The sequence below is a fragment of the Brachymonas moutaii (nom. illeg.) genome (assembly GCF_049977365.1).
GTDB lineage: Bacteria > Pseudomonadota > Gammaproteobacteria > Burkholderiales > Burkholderiaceae_C > Brachymonas.
In genome coordinates, this window is record NZ_JBNGEN010000001.1 from 27,479 (window position 1) to 42,852 (window position 15,374).

Genomic DNA, 15,374 nt, shown 5'->3' on the forward strand with positions numbered 1-15,374 from the left:
GGCAAAGTGTCATGTCCGATATTGAAATGACGAGTTCCGCAGCCGGTGTGTCGGCAACGCGGGTATTTGATTTTCCGCTGCAGGATGCCCAGGGGGCTACCTGCACGGCACATGCGTGGGCCAAGGTGCCGCCGGCGCTCGATCCTGCGCAGCGTGAAGCCGCCATGCAGCGGGCCGCCGAGTGCCTGCGTGCCCAGGGAGCGGTGCTGGTGGCGCATTACTATGTCGACGGCGACCTGCAGGATCTGGCCCTGGCCACTGGAGGGTGCGTGGCCGATTCGCTCGAGATGGCCCGCTTCGGGCGCGATCATGCTGCCCAGAACCTGGTGGTGGCCGGTGTGCGCTTCATGGGAGAGACGGCCAAGATTCTCAGCCCCGAAAAGACCGTGCGCATGCCTGATCTGGATGCGACCTGCTCGCTGGATCTCGGTTGCCCGATCGACGAATTTGCAGCCTTCTGCGACGCGCATCCCGACCGCAAGGTGGTGGTGTATGCCAACACGAGTGCCGCCGTCAAGGCCCGTGCGGACTGGATGGTGACCAGTTCCTGTGCGCTCGCCATCGTGAACCATCTCAAGGCGCAGGGCGAGAAGATCCTGTGGGCGCCGGATCGGCACCTGGGGGAGTACATCCAGCGCCAGACAGGCGCTGACATGCTGATGTGGCAGGGGGCCTGCATCGTCCATGACGAGTTCAAGGGGCTGGAGCTGGAGCTGCTGAGACAGCAGCATCCGGGAGCCAAGGTGCTGGTGCACCCCGAATCTCCCCTGAGTGTAGTGGCACAGGCCGACGTGGTGGGGTCTACCTCACAGCTGCTCAAGGCCGTGCTGGATGGCCGCGAAGGCGACGCCTTCATTGTGGCCACCGACAACGGCATCATGCACCGCATGCGCCAGCTGGCTCCGGGCAAGACGCTGATCGAGGCGCCCACGGCGGGCAACAGTGCCACCTGCAAGAGCTGCGCGCATTGTCCCTGGATGGCCATGAACAGCCTGCAGGGGGTGATCGACTGTCTGGAGCAGCGCACGGGAGAGATTCATGTCGATCCGATGGTGGGGCACCAGGCCAGTGGCTGCATCACCCGCATGCTGGATTTCGTCAAGGAGCATCCCGAAGCCCTGGTGGTGCAGGGTGGGGGGCGCCTGCCCGGCATGACGCCGGGCATCGGGGCGGCCTGATTCGCGAAGGCAGCAGGGTGCGTTCTGCTGCCTTTTTTGTTCATTTCCGTCGCAGGAGACCCGAGTCGGCTTCCTGTGCGGTTGCCATTTCCTTTTTGCATGTTTGATCACAACGAAACCCTGGAGCAGGCCCGGAGCCGCAATGTCCATGATGCCCTGATGGAAGACATTGGCGCAGGTGACTGGACGGGGCAGCTCGTGCCCTTTCCTCATCAGGTCACGGCCCGTGTGCTGGTGCGAGAGGAAGCCGTGCTCTGCGGCCGTGACTGGTTCGAGGGCTGCATGCATGGCGTGGATGCCGGGTTGCAGATCGACTGGCACTATGCCGAAGGGGACCTGATGCGGGCTGACACGGAGGTGTGTCACATTCGGGGCGAGGCCCGCTCGATTCTGACGGCCGAGCGTTCGGCGCTCAATTTTCTGCAGCTCCTCAGCGGCACGGCGACCGTGACGCGGCGGCATGTGCAGGCGATCGAGGGGGCATCTCCGCATGCCTGTGCCGTGCTCGATACGCGCAAGACCCTGCCTGGCCTGCGTCAGGCGCAGAAATATGCCGTGCGGACCGGAGGGGGGCGAAACCAGCGTCTGGCGCTGTGGCATGGCATCCTGATCAAGGAGAACCACATTGCAGCAGCCGGAGGCATTCGGCAAGTCCTGGCCCATGCCCGTGCGCTTGATGCGGGCGTGCCCATCCAGATCGAGGTGGAGACGCTCGAACAGCTGCAGGAGGCCCTGGATGCAGGTGCACAGAGTGTGCTGCTGGACAACTTCACTCCTGACCGGATGCGCGAGGCAGTGCGCCTCACGGCGGGGCGCGCCCTCTTGGAGGCGTCCGGAGGAATCGGTTTCGAGGGGCTGCGTACCATTGCCGCGACCGGCGTGGATCGCATCTCGATCGGCAAGCTCACCAAGGATGTGGTGGCCACCGATTATTCGCTGCGGGTGGTTGCCGGCTGACAGGCTGAGGGAGGGGTATTCATCAGGTAGCCCTCCATGCCTCGGCAGCACCACCATTCGCAGATTCCATGAAAAAACCCGCCAAGGCGGGTTTTTTCATGGGTGAACGGAGCGGGCTCCGTTCGGCCGGACTGAGACAACTCAGTCGAAGTTGGGAGTCTCGACTCCCAGCACCTTGTGCAGCTTGGGGCTGGTGGTGGTGTACTGGAGGAAGACCTTCTTCTCGGGGAAGATGTAGTCCATGGCGGCAAAGGCCGCGAGGGCACACTCGTGGAAGCCGGAGAGGATGAGTTTCTTCTTGCCGGGGTAGGTGTTGATGTCGCCCACGGCAAAGATGCCGGGTTCGTTGGTGGCGAATTTCTCGGTGTCGACCACGAGCTGCTTGCGTTCGATTTCGAGTCCCCATTCGGCGATGGGGCCGAGCTTGGGCGAGAGGCCGAAGAACACGAGCAGCACATCGACGGGCACGGTGCGGGTGACGCCGTCGCCGCCAGTGACCTTGACGTTGACGAGCTTGCCGTCACGTTCCTCGAAGCCGGTGATCTGGCCGACCATGAACTGCATTTCCATGAGGCCGCACAGTTCGTGCATGCGGGCCACGCTGGCCGGAGCGGCACGGAAGCCGTCGCGGCGGTGCAGCAGGATGACGCTTTCGGCCTTGTGCTCGCCTTCGACGAAGTTGAGGGTCCAGTCCAGGGCGGAGTCGCCGCCACCGACGATCAGGAGGTTCTTGCCCGCGAAGTCGGCGGGGTTGCGGACGCGGTAGAAGAGCTGGGAGCCATCGAACTTGTCGATGCCTTCGACCTTGAGGGTGCGCGGCTGGAAGGCGCCCACGCCGGCAGCGATGAAGATGGTCTTGGTGAGGAAGCTGGTGCCCTTGCTGGTCTCGACGTAGAAGCGGCCGTCGGGCTGGCGCTCGACCACGCTGACTTCCTGCCCGAAGTGGAAGGTGGGGCCGAAGGGTTCAATCTGCTTGAGCAGGGCGTCGGTGAGCTCGCGGCCGGTGCACACGGGCACGGCCGGAATGTCGTAGATGGGCTTGTCGGGGTAGAGCTCGACAGGCTGGCCGCCGGGATAGGCGAGGGAGTCGATCACATGGGCCTTGACTTCGAGCAGACCGAGTTCGAAGACCTGGAACAGCCCGACGGGGCCGGCGCCCACGATGACCGCGTCGGCATCGATGGCATTGGCGAGATTGCGCTCAGTGTTCATGGGAGAGAGAGGGAAAAAAGGCAGCAGGCGCTGCCGTGCGGGCGAAGGAGCATCCGTGGGGCCGGAGGGCAGGGATGTGCCGCGGGAGCACGCCCAGGCAGGACTGCGTCACGGCCGGGGCGCGGAGAGATCGCAGGATCAGCGAACCAGTTCCTTGAGCTTGCCGGTCTTGTCCTTCCATTCCTCGGCATCGGGAAGGGGGTCGTGGCGCTTGGTGATGCTCTTCCAGGTGGGGAGCTTGGCCAGGTCGGCATTGAGCTTGATCATGTGCTGCTGGTCGGCTGGCACGTCTTCCTCGGCATAGATGGCGCCGACAGGGCACTCGGGAATGCAGACTGCGCAGTCGATGCATTCGTCGGGATCGATGGTCAGGAAGTTGGGGCCTTCACGGAAGCAGTCGACCGGGCAGACATCCACACAGTCGGTGTATTTGCAGCGGATACAGACTTCGGTTACTACGTGCGTCATAGGGGGGCTCTGAGTGGTTCGGTAGGGAATAAAACCCTGTTATTTTAGCCTTCGCACAGGGGGCGAAGACACTTCATGTATTTGTAGATCCATTCGGGCCGGAGAGGTTTGCCGCAAATCAAGTGCATGGCATCTTGTCTGTGGTATTCCTCTCCGGCGAATGGGGCTGGTGGCCGATCAGGGGGCGATGTGGTCGACCAGGGCAGCCGCTGCGGTGGCGTTGCTGGCCATGTCCACCAGGATCAGCGAGCCGAGCCGGCGATTCTCGCGGTAGGGCAGCAGGGGCAGGGGGGCCTGCAGCTGGATGCGGACGCGGCCGATGGCATTGGCGTCGAGTTCACCTGCGGGCTGGCGTTCCAGGGTGTGGATGTCGAGCTGGTGGGTGATTTCGGTGACACGGGCCTTGACCCAGCTGTGTCCGGCGAGCGCCCAGTAGGTGCGGCCGGGCAGCAGGGGGGTGGTGTCGAGCCAGGCGAGCGTGGCCTCGAAGGTGGTGGTGGGGGTGAGGGCACCGGGCTGGAGGAGCCAGTCGCCCCGTGAGATGTCGAGTTCGCGGTCGAGCACGATGCCGGCGCTCGCTGGAGAGGCGAGGCCGGTGGTGTCGCGACGGACGTGGTCGAGCACGCGCAGGACGGTGGCTTCCTGTCCGCTGGGGTGCAGGGTGACGCGATCCTGGGGGGCGAGTCGTCCGCTGGCGATGCGACCCCACAGGATGCGGCGGGCCTGGGAAATGTCGGCACTGCTGGCGTGCTTCTCGATCCACTGCACCGGGAATGCGAAGGGGCCTTCGGTGTCGGCGGGGGTGACGGGAAGGGTTTCCAGCAGGGGCAGCAGGCCGGGGCCTTGGTAGCCGCACCAGCCGTCGGTGCGCGCATCCACCACGTTCCAGCCCATGAGGGCGGAGACGGGGACGATGGCACGGGGCGTGATGCCTGCCTGCGCGCAGAAGGCCTGCAGGGCGGCCGAGATGTCGGCAAAGGCGGCTGCGTCGTGCGCGACGGCGTCGAGCTTGTTGACGGCAAAGACGATGTGCGGCACTCGCAGCAGGTGGGCCAGTAGGGTGTGGCGCCGGGTCTGGGGCAGCAGGGCATGGCTGGCTGCGCCTGCGGCGTCGGGCTGGCCGGCCCAGGGCAGCTTGGTGGCGTCGACGAGGACGACGGCGCAGTCGGCCTGCGAGGCGGCAGTGACCATGTTGCGGGTGTACTGCTCGTGTCCAGGAGCGTCGCCGATGATGAACTTGCGAGCCGCACTGGTGAAGTAGCGCCAGGCCACGTCGATGGTGATGCCCTGCTCGCGTTCGGCCTGCAGGCCGTCGGTGAGGCGGGAGAGCTCGGCGGCGTTGATCTGGCCGCTGCCCTGGTGGGTGACGTTGCGCAGCTGGTCCTGCAGCACAGCCCGGCTGTCGAGCAGCAGGCGGCCGATCAGGGTGCTCTTGCCGTCATCGACGCTGCCGCAGGTGATGAAGCGCAGGGCGGCCGCGGTATCGGGGGCGGTCTGGGCGGTGGAGGTGCTGGCCGCGGCGAGGGGGGACTGGAGGGAGGTGCTCATCAGAAATATCCTTCAAGTTTGCGCTTTTCCATGCTGGCTTCGCTGGTCTGGTCGTCCATGCGGGTGGCACCGCGTTCGCTGACGTCGACTGACAGGGTTTCGCGCACGATGTCGGCGGCGGAGGCGGCGTCGCTGGCGACCGGGCAGGTGCAGGTGATGTCGCCCACGGTGCGGAAGCGCACGGTGCGGGTTTCGACCTGTTCGCCTTCGCGGGGCGGGGTGAGAGCGGTGACGGGCACCAGCAGGCCCCGGCGCTCGACGACCTGGCGCTCGTGGGCGTAGTACAGCTCGGGCAGGGCGATGTGCTCGCGGTCGATGTACTGCCAGACGTCCAGTTCGGTCCAGTTGCTGATGGGGAACACCCGGAAGTGCTCGCCGGGGTGCAGCCGGGTGTTGAACAGCGTCCAGAGTTCGGGGCGCTGCTGCTTGGGCTGCCACTGGCCGAAGCTGTCACGATGGCTGAAGATGCGCTCCTTGGCGCGGGCTTTTTCCTCGTCGCGGCGGGCTCCGCCGATGAGGGCATCGAAGCGGAATTCCTCGATGGCTTCGAGCAGGGTGACGGACTGGTGGGCGTTGCGGCTTTCATCGGGGCGCGCGAGGCGGACCGTGCCGCGTTTCATCGAGTCCTCGACGCTGCGCACGATGAGGGTGGCCTGGAGTTCCTGGGCGCGCCGGTCGCGGAAGGCCGTGACTTCGGGGAAGTTGTGCCCGGTGTCGATCATGAGGAGCGGGTACGGGATCTGGCCGATGCCGAAAGCCTTTTCGGCGCATTTGAGCAGGACCAGCGAGTCCTTGCCGCCCGAGAACAGGAGGGCGGGGCGGTCGAAGGCGGCTGCGACTTCGCGCAGGATGAAGATGGTTTCCTCTTCGAGGGCATCGAGGTGGGCATTGCGCAGCGACAGGGGAGCTGCCTGGGGGGCGGGGGCTGCAGCGGCTGGCCGGGAGGGGGTGGACAGGGCGTTCATGGCAAATCGGGAAGTCTGTGGATGCGGAAATCAGGCGTGGGAAGCACCGGGCAGCGGGCTGGCAGGGGCGTGGCCTGCTGCCGGAGCGGTGTCGGCATGGACGTGGAGGCCGCATTCGCGGGCCTGATCGTCCTCCCACCACCAGCGGCCGGCGCGGAAGTCTTCGCCCAGGGTGATGGCGCGGGTGCAGGGGGCGCAGCCGATGCTGGGGAAGAACTGGTCGTGCAGGGGGTTGTAGGGCACGTGATGGGTGGCGATGTAGTGCCACACGTCGCCCCAGGTCCAGTTGGCCAGGGGGCTGAGTTTGACGGGCTTGCCGGCGGGCACCTCGCTGTCGTCGCGCAGGTGGACGTCGGAGCGGGCGTCGGACTGCTCGCGGCGCAGGCCGGTGATCCAGGCAGCCTTGTCCTGCAGGGCGCGTGCGAGCGGTTCGAGCTTGCGGATGCGGCAGCATTCCTTGCGCAGGGCGATGCTGCGGTACATGGCGTCCTGGCCTTCGCGGGCGACGAAATCGGCCACATGGGCAGCATCGGGTTCGTAGACGGAGACTGACAGGCCGGGGTCGGCCTGCAGCTCGGCGAGCAGCTGCAGCGTCTCGGGATGGAGGGCTCCGGTCTGCAGCACGAACAGCGGGATGCCCAGGCCGGCCGATTGGGCCAGGTGGGTGATGACCATGTCCTCGGCACCGAGGCTGGAAGCCTGGGTGATGTGGGCTGCACCGAATTCGGCCACGGCGGCGCGCAGGAGTTCCGTGGCCTCATCCACCAGGGCGGCGTGGTGGGCGCTCGGCTTGTCATGCAGCACGGTGGCGGGCAGGGGGGTGATGGCGATGGGCGTCATGGGCTATCTCCTGGATCGGGGGTCAGGCGGCGCGGGGAATGGGGCCGTCCTGGTAGAACCCTTCGGGGAACAGGGCGAGCAGGCGCTGGGCGTGGTCGAGGCTTTCGCCGGGGGCCAGCACGGCCTGGTCGAAGCCACAGCGCTGCATGAGCTGGAGCTGGTCGATGCGCACATCTCCCACGGCGCGCAGCACGCCGGTGTAGTGCGCGCGGCGACGCAGCAGCTGGGCCTGGGTGTAGGCACGGCCATCGGTGAAGGCGGGAAACTGCAGGGCGATGACGGAGATGCCGGTGAGGTCCACGCTGGAGAGATCGGCATCGTTGGGCAGCGTCAGCAGGCCCTGGGGCTCGGGCTGGTCATGGTCGGCAGGGATGAGGGTAAGGGGCGACTGGCTCATGGCAAACATTCCGGAAAATGGCGGGCGGGGCGGAGCGATGGGGCTCAGGCGGGGGTGGGGGCGTGGAGGTCGACGCGACGTGCGGACTGGGCGGCCTCCCGGAACGGGGCATGGCCCGTGCGGCGCAGGGTGTCGATGAAGTGCTCGCCCGGCGTGCGCAGCTGGCGGTAGGTGCCCAGCAGGGCCTCGATCACCTCGGGGACTTCGGCTGCGCTGAAGGCAGGGCCTACGACCTTGCCGGGGGTGGCAGGGCCGGAAAGGGCCGAGCCGTCGGCACCGCCCACGGTGATCTGGTACCACTCCTTGCCGTCCTTGTCGACGCCGAGGATGCCGATGTGGCCGCTGTGATGGTGGCCGCAGGAATTCATGCAGCCGCTCATGTGCAGGTCGATCTCGCCCAGGTCCCACAGCTCATCCAGATCCTGGTAGCGCTCGGTGAGAGCGGCAGCGATGGGGATGGAGCGGGCGTTGGCGAGCGAGCAGAAGTCGCCGCCGGGGCAGGAGATCATGTCGGAGAGCAGGCCCAGGTTAGGGCGCGCCAGACCCAGCGCACGTGCCTGTTCGTAGAGCGCGGGGAGGTCTTCGGCATGGACCCAGGGCAGCAGGAGGTTCTGCTCGTGGGTGAGGCGGGCCTCACCGGCGCTGAAGCGGTCGGCAAGATCGGCCACGGCGTCGAGCGTGTCGGCATCGGCATCGCCGGGAGCGTAGCCGGGACGCTTGAAGGACAGGCCGACGATGCGCAGCCCCTCGATGCGGTGGGGGCGCACATTGCGTTCGAGCCAGCGCTGGTAATCGCGCGATGCGGGATCGACGGCAGCGGCGATGCCGGCCGGCTGCAGGGGTGGCACGGCGAACCGGGCAGTCATCTCGGCGAGTGCGGCGTCGCTGATGGTGTGGGGGGCACCGTCCTGCTCGACGATGGCGCGGTATTCGGCCTCGACGGCATCGACGAAGCGCTGGCCCTCGGACTTGACGAGGATCTTGATGCGCGCCTTCCAGAGGTTGTCACGCCGTCCATAGGCGTTGTAGACGCGGATGACGGCTTCCAGATAGTTGAGGAGCTGGTTCCAGGGCAGGAAGTCGCGCACCACCGGGCTGTTGATGGGGGTGCGCCCCATGCCGCCGCCGACGCTCACCTCGAAGCCCAGCGCATCCCCTGCGTCGCGCACGAGGCGCAGTCCCACGTCATACCAGTGCAGGGCGGCGCGGTCTTCGGCTCCGCCTGCGAGCGAAATCTTGAACTTGCGGGGCAGAAAGGCGAATTCGGGATGCAGGCTGCTCCACTGGCGCAGGATTTCGGCAAAGGGGCGCGGATCGGCAACCTCGTCGGGGGCGATGCCGGCGAGCGCGTCGGCGTTGATGTTGCGGATGCAGTTGCCGCTGGTCTGGATGCCGTGCATCTGCACGGTGGCCAGCAGCTCCATGACTTCGGCCGCGCGGGGCAGCGGAATCCAGTTGAACTGCACGTTGGTGCGGGTCGAGAAGTGCCCGTAACCGTAGCGCAGGGGCGGGGCCGCCAGCGTCAGGCCCGGCTGGGCTGCCTGCAGCGCATCCTGAGTGGACTGGGCCTGGGCGAGCAGCTCGGGGGTGGGGCGATCGTAGTCGCGTGCGATGCGGGCCAGCACGCGCAGCTGGCGGCCGGCGATTTCGCCATAGGGCACGGCCACGCGCAGCATGGGGGCATAGCGCTGGATGTACCAGCCGTTCTGCAGCCGCAGGGGCCGGAAGGCCGCGTCGGAGAGCTCGCCGGCGAGGTTGCGCGCGAGCTGGTCGCGGAACTGGGCTGCGCGTTGTTCGATGAAGTGCTGGTCGAAAGCGGAATACTGGTACATGAAGCGGCTCTGACGGGACCTGTGCGCACGCGGCGAGGAGATGACCAGCGCGGACGCATCGGAATATTCGTGGAATCAGGAATGTACCTTTCTTTATTCCAATTCAAACTACTTTTTAATGATGTATATATTTCAATCTCATATATAAGAGAGTGTGCAAGCACGGACTGTCCGGCTCCCGCCTTTTCCCGCAGAGACTGGGTGTCTTCAGACCGGAGCAAGGCCCCACCAAGAAGGCAGCAGGCCACGGCGGGCGAGGTCGCGGTAGCGGTCATCGACGAGCAGCAGGGAGCCCGCATCGGACTCGGTGCGTACCACGCGGCCACAGGCCTGGATGACCTTGCGCAGGCCGGGGTACAGATACACATAGTCGAAGCCGTGCCCCAGCGCCTGTTGCACGGTGCGCCGCATGGCTTCGTGAACCGGGTCTACCGGCGGCAGGCCCAGTGTGGCGACGAAGGCCCCGATGAGCCGCTCGCCCGGCAGGTCCACCCCTTCGCCGAAGGCGCCCCCGAGCACGGCAAAGCCGATGCCCGATCCGCCGGGCTGGAAGCGGTGGAGAAACGCGGCGCGGGCTGCGTCGTCCATGCCCGGCGTCTGCGTCCAGACCGGAAGGTCGGGATGGGTGGAGGTCAGATGCGTGCGCACGGCATCGAGGTAGCGGAAGCTGCTGAAGAACGCGAGGTAGTTGCCGGGCCGTGCAGCCAGGCGCTCGGCCATGGCCTGAACCAGCGGAGCCACCGAGGCTTCCCGGTCCTGCCAGCGCGTGGACAGTGGCAGGATGTCCACCTGCAGCTGGTCGGCCCGGAAGGGCGAAGGGGCCTGCAGCCGCACGTGACTGGCCGGCAGCCCGAGCATGTCGGCATAGAAATCCATGGGACGCAGGGTGGCCGAGAACAGCACCGCACAGTGGGCGTGGCGGAGCCTTTCCTGCACGAAGGGCGCCGGGATCACGTTGCGCAGCGTGAGCGTGCCGGGCAGGAAGCCGCGCACAGGGCGTTCAGGGGCGGCGCCCGCCAGATCGGCCGGCGGCGGCGCGTCGGCAGGGCAGACCAGATCGGCGATGGAATGGGGGCCGAAGCGCTCGATGGCGCCCGCATAGGCCACCAGCATGAAGAAGGCATCCAGCGCCTCGCCCGCGAGGGCTTCAGGGGCATCGGCCAGATGGCGTGTGATGCGTGCCACCAGATCCTGGATGCGCGCATGCAGGGCATCGTCGGGCTCGCAGGTCTGGTAGCCGGGGCGGGCGTGGGCCAGGACGCGGTTCCACTCTTTGCGCACGCTGCCCACGGCCCGCCTGAGAGGGGTGGGGAGGCTGCGCTGCAGGCGCCGCAGATCGCCCGCCTGCAGCGCGGCACTGTACATGTCGCGTGCCCGGTTGACGAGGTTGTGGGCCTCGTCCACGAGCACGGCAGTGCGCCAGCCTTCCTGCTGGGTCAGGGCAGGCAGCAGGGCGGTGGTGTCGAAGTGGTAGTGGTAGTCGCACACCACCACGTCGGCCCACTGCACCAGCTCCTGGGTCAGGTAGTAGGGGCAGATGGCATGGGCATCGGCAAGGGTCTGCAGGGTCTGGCGGTCGAGCACAGCGCCGGCAGCGGCATCAATGGCCGCCTGGCGGGCGGCAGGCAGGCGGTCGTAGAAGCCCTGCGCCAGCGGACATGTGGCCCCCAGACAGGGCGTACCGGGATGGGGGCATACCCGGTCCTTGGCGCTGAGTTCCAGTGCTCTCAGGGGAATGGCGGGGGAACTGGCCTGGCGCACCGTGACCAGTGCATCGAGCGCCAGAGTGCGGCCGGTGGTCTTGGCAGTCAGAAAGAACAGGCGGTCCACCAGATCCTCGCCCATGGCCTTGAGCATGGGAAACACGGTGCCAAGCGTTTTGCCCACCCCGGTGGGGGCTTCGGCCAGCAGCACCCGGCCCCGGCGCGCGGCGGTATAGACGTTCTCTGCGAGTTGACGCTGCCCAAGCCGCATGCGCGCCAGCGGAAATGCCAGTGCCCGCAGGGCCTGGGTGCGCGCTTCGTGGTGCAGTGCTTCCTGTTCGCCCCAGGCGGTATAGCGTGCGCACAGGGCTGCAAAATCGGTGGCCAGCTCGCTGGCTTCGCAGGTGCGTTCGAGCACGGTGTCACGGTCACGCAGCAGGTCGTGGTAGCGCAGACAGACCCGGATGGAGGCAAGTCCGTGCTGCACACACAGCATGTGGGCATAGAGTCGGGCCTGGCTCCAGTGCAGCGCCTGCTGGGTTTCGGGAATGCGCTCCCAGGACCCCTTGTGGGTTTTCACTTCTTCCACCGTGGCGAGAGTGCGTGACCACGCATCGGCCCGCCCCCGCACGAGAAGGGGGCCGTGGGCCAGCTCCAGCGGAACTTCGGTGTCCCATTCGCCGCTGCGCCGCCCCGCCACCGTGCGGTGGCCTTCCATGCCTTCGAGCGCGGAGGGGCCCGGCGCGTAACGATGATCCAGGTCGCCTTCCCGGCAGAAGGCAGCCAGCGCAGTGACTGAGACGGTGAGTGGAGGCAGGGACGACATCCGAAACTGAACAAAACGCCACGTCCCGCACAGAAGAACGGAGATCGCAGCCACGGCGCTGCACGCAGAGGCCGCGAGGGGCGGCGTGCAGCCGTGTGGGGCGAGCGTAGCAGCTTTGCAGCATCGATGCGAGAAGTGCGCCGGGGGCAGAGGTACGAGCAAGGGTGAAGGGGTATGCCTGTGCAGGGTTCTAGAATCGGAATCTGTCGCGTTTGTATCCGCATGCCGATATGGATGCAGATGCGTTCCGTTCCGTTCCGTTTCACTCACCATTCATTGATTGCAGGAGTTTCCCGATGAGTACCCCCCAGGGCAAGGATTTCGACCAGGGTCTGGCCATGCGCAAGCGCGTCATGGGAGACGCCTTTGTGGAGAAGGCTTTCAGCGGGCTCACCGAGTTCACGGCACCGCTGCAGGACTACATCACCCGCAACGCCTGGGGTGACACCTGGCAGCGTGAGGGACTGGATCTCAAGACACGCAGCCTCGTCACCATTGCCATGCTGACCGCACTGGGCAAGTCGCAGGAGCTGCGTGGTCATGTGCGCGGCGCCCTGCACAACGGCGCCACGGTGCAGGAAATCCAGGAAGTGCTGCTCCACGCAAGCATCTACTGCGGTATTCCGGCGGCGGTGGAGGGCTTCCGGGCTGCGGCCGAGATCATCGACGGCCCCAGGGCCTGAGAGGACACAGGCTGCTGCGCGGCGGGAGCGCATGCACCTTGCGGCACCGACGTTCAGAGACAAAAAAGCGACCTCACTGCCACAGCGGGGTCGCTCGAAAGAGAGAACCCGGGAAAGGGCAGTGCCCCTTCCCGGATCTCTGCAGCATGATCAGCGCTTGACGGGAGCCAGCGGCGTCGTGAGCGGGCGTACCTCGCCCATGGGATGCTCGCCGGTTTCGTAGATGTTGTTGGCACGGCCGACGAGCAGGGTGTCGAGCGTGCCGATGTTGTCGGTGTCCTTGTTGGAATAGGGCACCTTGTTGAGCACATAGCGCATGGCGTTGAGGCGGGCGCGCTTCTTGTCATCGCTCTTGATGACGGTCCAGGGTGCATCCACCGTGTCGGTCTCGAAGAACATGGCTTCCTTGGCGCGGGTGTAGTCGTCCCACTTGTCGAGGCTGGCCTTGTCCACGGGGCTGAGCTTCCACTGCTTGAGGGGGTGCAGCTCGCGTTCCTTGAAGCGGCGGCGCTGTTCGTCCTGGCTCACCGAGAACCAGAACTTGAAGAGATGGATGCCGCTGCGGGTGAGCATGCGCTCGAACAGGGGCGCCTGCAGCATGAATTCCTGGTATTCCTCGTCCGAGCAGAACCCCATGACACGCTCCACGCCGGAGCGGTTGTACCAGGAGCGATCGAACAGCACGATTTCGCCGTTGGTGGGCAGGTTCTTGACGTAGCGCTGGAAGTACCACTGGCCGCGTTCCTCGTCGGTGGGCTTTTCGAGGGCCACCACGCGCGCGCCACGGGGGTTGAGGTGTTCCATGAAGCGCTTGATGGCGCCGCCCTTGCCGGCAGCGTCGCGTCCTTCGAAGACGATCACGACGCGGGCTCCCGTTTGCTTGACCCATGCCTGGAGCTTGAGCAACTCGACCTGCAGCTTGTATTTCTGCTTCTCGTAGTTCTTGCGGATCATCAGGTTCTTGTAGGGATAGCCGCCTTTGCGCCAGTTGGGCGCGAGTTCGTCATCCGGGGAAACCTTGATGGTCTTGCTGCCGGTGCCGGATTCTGCCAGCATGCGGCGCAGGGCTGCCACCTCGTCCTTGGAGGCGCGGCTCAGCAGGGTCTGCATGGCCGATACCTTGTCCTCTGCCTTCTCCAGGATCTGTTCGATGGCCACTTCGCGGCGGGTGAGCGCGGAGTCTTCCGCCTCGCGGGTGGCCACGCGGTCGATGTTGCGGGGGGCTGTCTTGCCCAGCACCACATCTCCGGATCGGGCGAGGCGGGGTTTGTCCTGGGAGGCCGTGGGGGACTTGGAAGAGGTGGCCATAGGGGAGCTCCTTAGCGAGTGGAAATATCCCTTGGGATTTTAGGACTATTGGGGCCGCCGTTACAGTTTTTTGACCAAAACCTGACTTTTGCGGTCCCAGTTATATTTGCGCTTGCGTGCCTCGGGCAGCCAGGAGGGATCGACCACCTGGAAGCCGCGCTTGATGAACCAGTGCATGGTGCGCGTGGTGAGCACGAAGATGCTCTTGAGCCCCATGGCCCGGGCGCGCTGCTCGATGCGGCGCAGCAGCTTGTCACCGTCGCCCTGGCCCTGCACGGCGGGGCTCACGGTCACGGAGGCCATTTCGCCCGTGCTGTCCTCGGCATAGGGGTAGAGGGCCGCGCAGCCGAAGATCACCCCATCGTGTTCGATGATGGTGTAGAGGTGCGCATCGCGCTCGATCTCGGTGCGGCTGCGCTTGACGAGCGTGCCGTCCTGCTCGAACGGCTCGATCAGGTGCAGGATGCCGCCCACGTCCTCGATGGTGGCCTCGCGCAGGTTCTCCAGCTTTTCGTCCACGACCATGGTGCCGATGCCGTCGTGGGTGTAGATCTCCAGCAGGATGGAGCCATCCACCGAGTAGGGCACGATGTGGCTGCGTTCCACGCCCTTGATGCAGGCCCTGACGCAGTACTGGAGATAAAACGCGAGATCGTTGGGGTGTTCGGGGGCGGGGAGCCTGGTCAGCAGCCGCTGGGCATCGGCCAGCGACAGTTCGGTGTCGACCGGGTTGTCCTCGCTCTCGGGATCGAGGGGCCGCTGGCGCAGGCCGCCGATCTCGGTGAGGAATATGAGCTTGTCGGCGTGCAGCTCGCTGGCGACCTCGGTGGCCACGTTCTCCATGTTGAGGTTGAAGGCTTCGCCGGTGGGAGAAAAGCCGAGCGGAGAAAGCAGCACCAGCGCCCCCTGGTCGAGCATGGACTGGATGGCGCTGGAATCGACCTTGCGCACCAGCCCGGAATGCTTGTAGTCCACCCCGTCCACGATGCCGACGGGCCGCGCCGTGAGGAAGTTGCCCGAGATCACCCGCACGGTGGCACCCGCCATGGGCGTGTTGGGCAGGCCCTGGCTGAAGGCGGCCTCGACTTCGTAGCGCAGCTGTCCGGCGGCCTCCAGCGCGCTGTCGAGCGCCACGCCGTCGGTGATGCGGATGCCCTTGTAATAGCGGGGCTCCTCGCCCTTGGCTCGCAGCTGCTCGTTGACCTGCGGGCGGAAGCCGTGCACGAGCACGATCTTCACGCCCATGCTCTTGATGAGGGCCAGATCCTGCACCACGTTAGGCAGCTTGCCGGCGGCGATGGCTTCGCCCGGAACGCCGACCACCATGGTCTTGCCGCGATGCATGTGGATGTAGGGTGCAACCGCCCGGAACCAGGGCACAAAGGTGAAGTTGAAGACCGCAGACATGGACATGGAGGTGAGAACCAGGGAGGTCTGTCCCGTGCCGGCAGGCGGCC

The 15,374-nt window shown here is 66.1% G+C and carries 13 protein-coding genes; 3 read left to right on the forward strand and 10 right to left on the reverse strand.

Annotated features, from left to right (window positions below):
• Window positions 1-26: 26 nt before the first annotated feature.
• Together nadA and nadC are read left to right on the forward strand one after the other, a co-directional pair.
• A complete protein-coding gene (gene nadA, locus ACP2WS_RS00140; RefSeq protein ID WP_426459559.1) occupies window positions 27-1,178 on the forward strand; it encodes a quinolinate synthase NadA in 1,152 nt (383 codons plus the stop codon).
• A gap of 99 nt (window positions 1,179-1,277) precedes the next feature.
• On the forward strand, window positions 1,278-2,135 hold the full coding sequence (gene nadC, locus ACP2WS_RS00145) for a carboxylating nicotinate-nucleotide diphosphorylase (protein WP_426458922.1): 858 nt from the start codon (window positions 1,278-1,280) through the stop codon (window positions 2,133-2,135).
• 141 nt (window positions 2,136-2,276) lie between these two features.
• Here the strand turns inward: nadC and ACP2WS_RS00150 are convergent, their stop codons facing one another.
• The 8 genes from ACP2WS_RS00150 to ACP2WS_RS00185 all read right to left on the reverse strand — a co-directional run bounded on the left by ACP2WS_RS00150 (window position 2,277) and on the right by ACP2WS_RS00185 (window position 11,926).
• Window positions 2,277-3,347: an NAD(P)/FAD-dependent oxidoreductase gene (locus tag ACP2WS_RS00150; protein WP_374493644.1), complete on the reverse strand. Its 1,071-nt coding sequence runs from the start codon at window positions 3,345-3,347 to the stop codon at window positions 2,277-2,279.
• 138 nt (window positions 3,348-3,485) lie between these two features.
• Window positions 3,486-3,815: a ferredoxin FdxA gene (gene fdxA / locus ACP2WS_RS00155; RefSeq protein WP_374493645.1), complete on the reverse strand. Its 330-nt coding sequence runs from the start codon at window positions 3,813-3,815 to the stop codon at window positions 3,486-3,488.
• A gap of 177 nt (window positions 3,816-3,992) precedes the next feature.
• Complete coding sequence (locus ACP2WS_RS00160) at window positions 3,993-5,363, reverse strand: sulfate adenylyltransferase subunit 1 (RefSeq protein WP_426458924.1); 1,371 nt, start codon at window positions 5,361-5,363, stop codon at window positions 3,993-3,995.
• The gene (gene cysD, locus ACP2WS_RS00165) at window positions 5,363-6,328 is read right to left on the reverse strand and encodes a sulfate adenylyltransferase subunit CysD (protein ID WP_426458925.1); all 966 of its coding nucleotides are present in this window, start codon (window positions 6,326-6,328) and stop codon (window positions 5,363-5,365) included. Before cysD ends, ACP2WS_RS00160 begins: the two co-directional genes overlap by 1 nt.
• 30 nt (window positions 6,329-6,358) lie before the next feature.
• Entirely contained in the window at window positions 6,359-7,168 is an 810-nt protein-coding gene (locus tag ACP2WS_RS00170) for a phosphoadenylyl-sulfate reductase (RefSeq protein WP_426458926.1), read from the reverse strand.
• A 22-nt stretch (window positions 7,169-7,190) separates the two neighbouring features.
• The gene (locus tag ACP2WS_RS00175) at window positions 7,191-7,565 is read right to left on the reverse strand and encodes a DUF934 domain-containing protein (protein ID WP_426458927.1); all 375 of its coding nucleotides are present in this window, start codon (window positions 7,563-7,565) and stop codon (window positions 7,191-7,193) included.
• Between the two features lie 44 nt (window positions 7,566-7,609).
• Window positions 7,610-9,397 (reverse strand): nitrite/sulfite reductase, encoded by a 1,788-nt coding sequence (locus tag ACP2WS_RS00180; RefSeq protein WP_426458928.1) that lies wholly within the window; start codon window positions 9,395-9,397, stop codon window positions 7,610-7,612.
• 207 nt (window positions 9,398-9,604) lie between these two features.
• Window positions 9,605-11,926, reverse strand: coding sequence for an ATP-dependent DNA helicase (locus ACP2WS_RS00185; protein ID WP_426458929.1), 2,322 nt, complete (start codon window positions 11,924-11,926; stop codon window positions 9,605-9,607).
• A gap of 296 nt (window positions 11,927-12,222) precedes the next feature.
• Between ACP2WS_RS00185 and ACP2WS_RS00190 the strand changes: the two genes are divergently transcribed.
• The gene (locus ACP2WS_RS00190; protein WP_374493656.1) at window positions 12,223-12,609 is read left to right on the forward strand and encodes a carboxymuconolactone decarboxylase family protein; all 387 of its coding nucleotides are present in this window, start codon (window positions 12,223-12,225) and stop codon (window positions 12,607-12,609) included.
• A gap of 150 nt (window positions 12,610-12,759) precedes the next feature.
• Here the strand turns inward: ACP2WS_RS00190 and ppk2 are convergent, their stop codons facing one another.
• Together ppk2 and argA are read right to left on the reverse strand one after the other, a co-directional pair.
• Window positions 12,760-13,917 carry a polyphosphate kinase 2 gene (gene ppk2 / locus ACP2WS_RS00195; RefSeq protein WP_374493659.1) on the reverse strand — a complete coding sequence of 386 codons (1,158 nt, stop codon included), beginning with the start codon at window positions 13,915-13,917 and terminating at the stop codon, window positions 12,760-12,762.
• Window positions 13,918-13,977: 60 nt separating this feature from the next.
• Window positions 13,978-15,324: an amino-acid N-acetyltransferase gene (gene argA / locus ACP2WS_RS00200; RefSeq protein WP_374493711.1), complete on the reverse strand. Its 1,347-nt coding sequence runs from the start codon at window positions 15,322-15,324 to the stop codon at window positions 13,978-13,980.
• Between the last annotated feature and the right edge of the window lie 50 nt (window positions 15,325-15,374).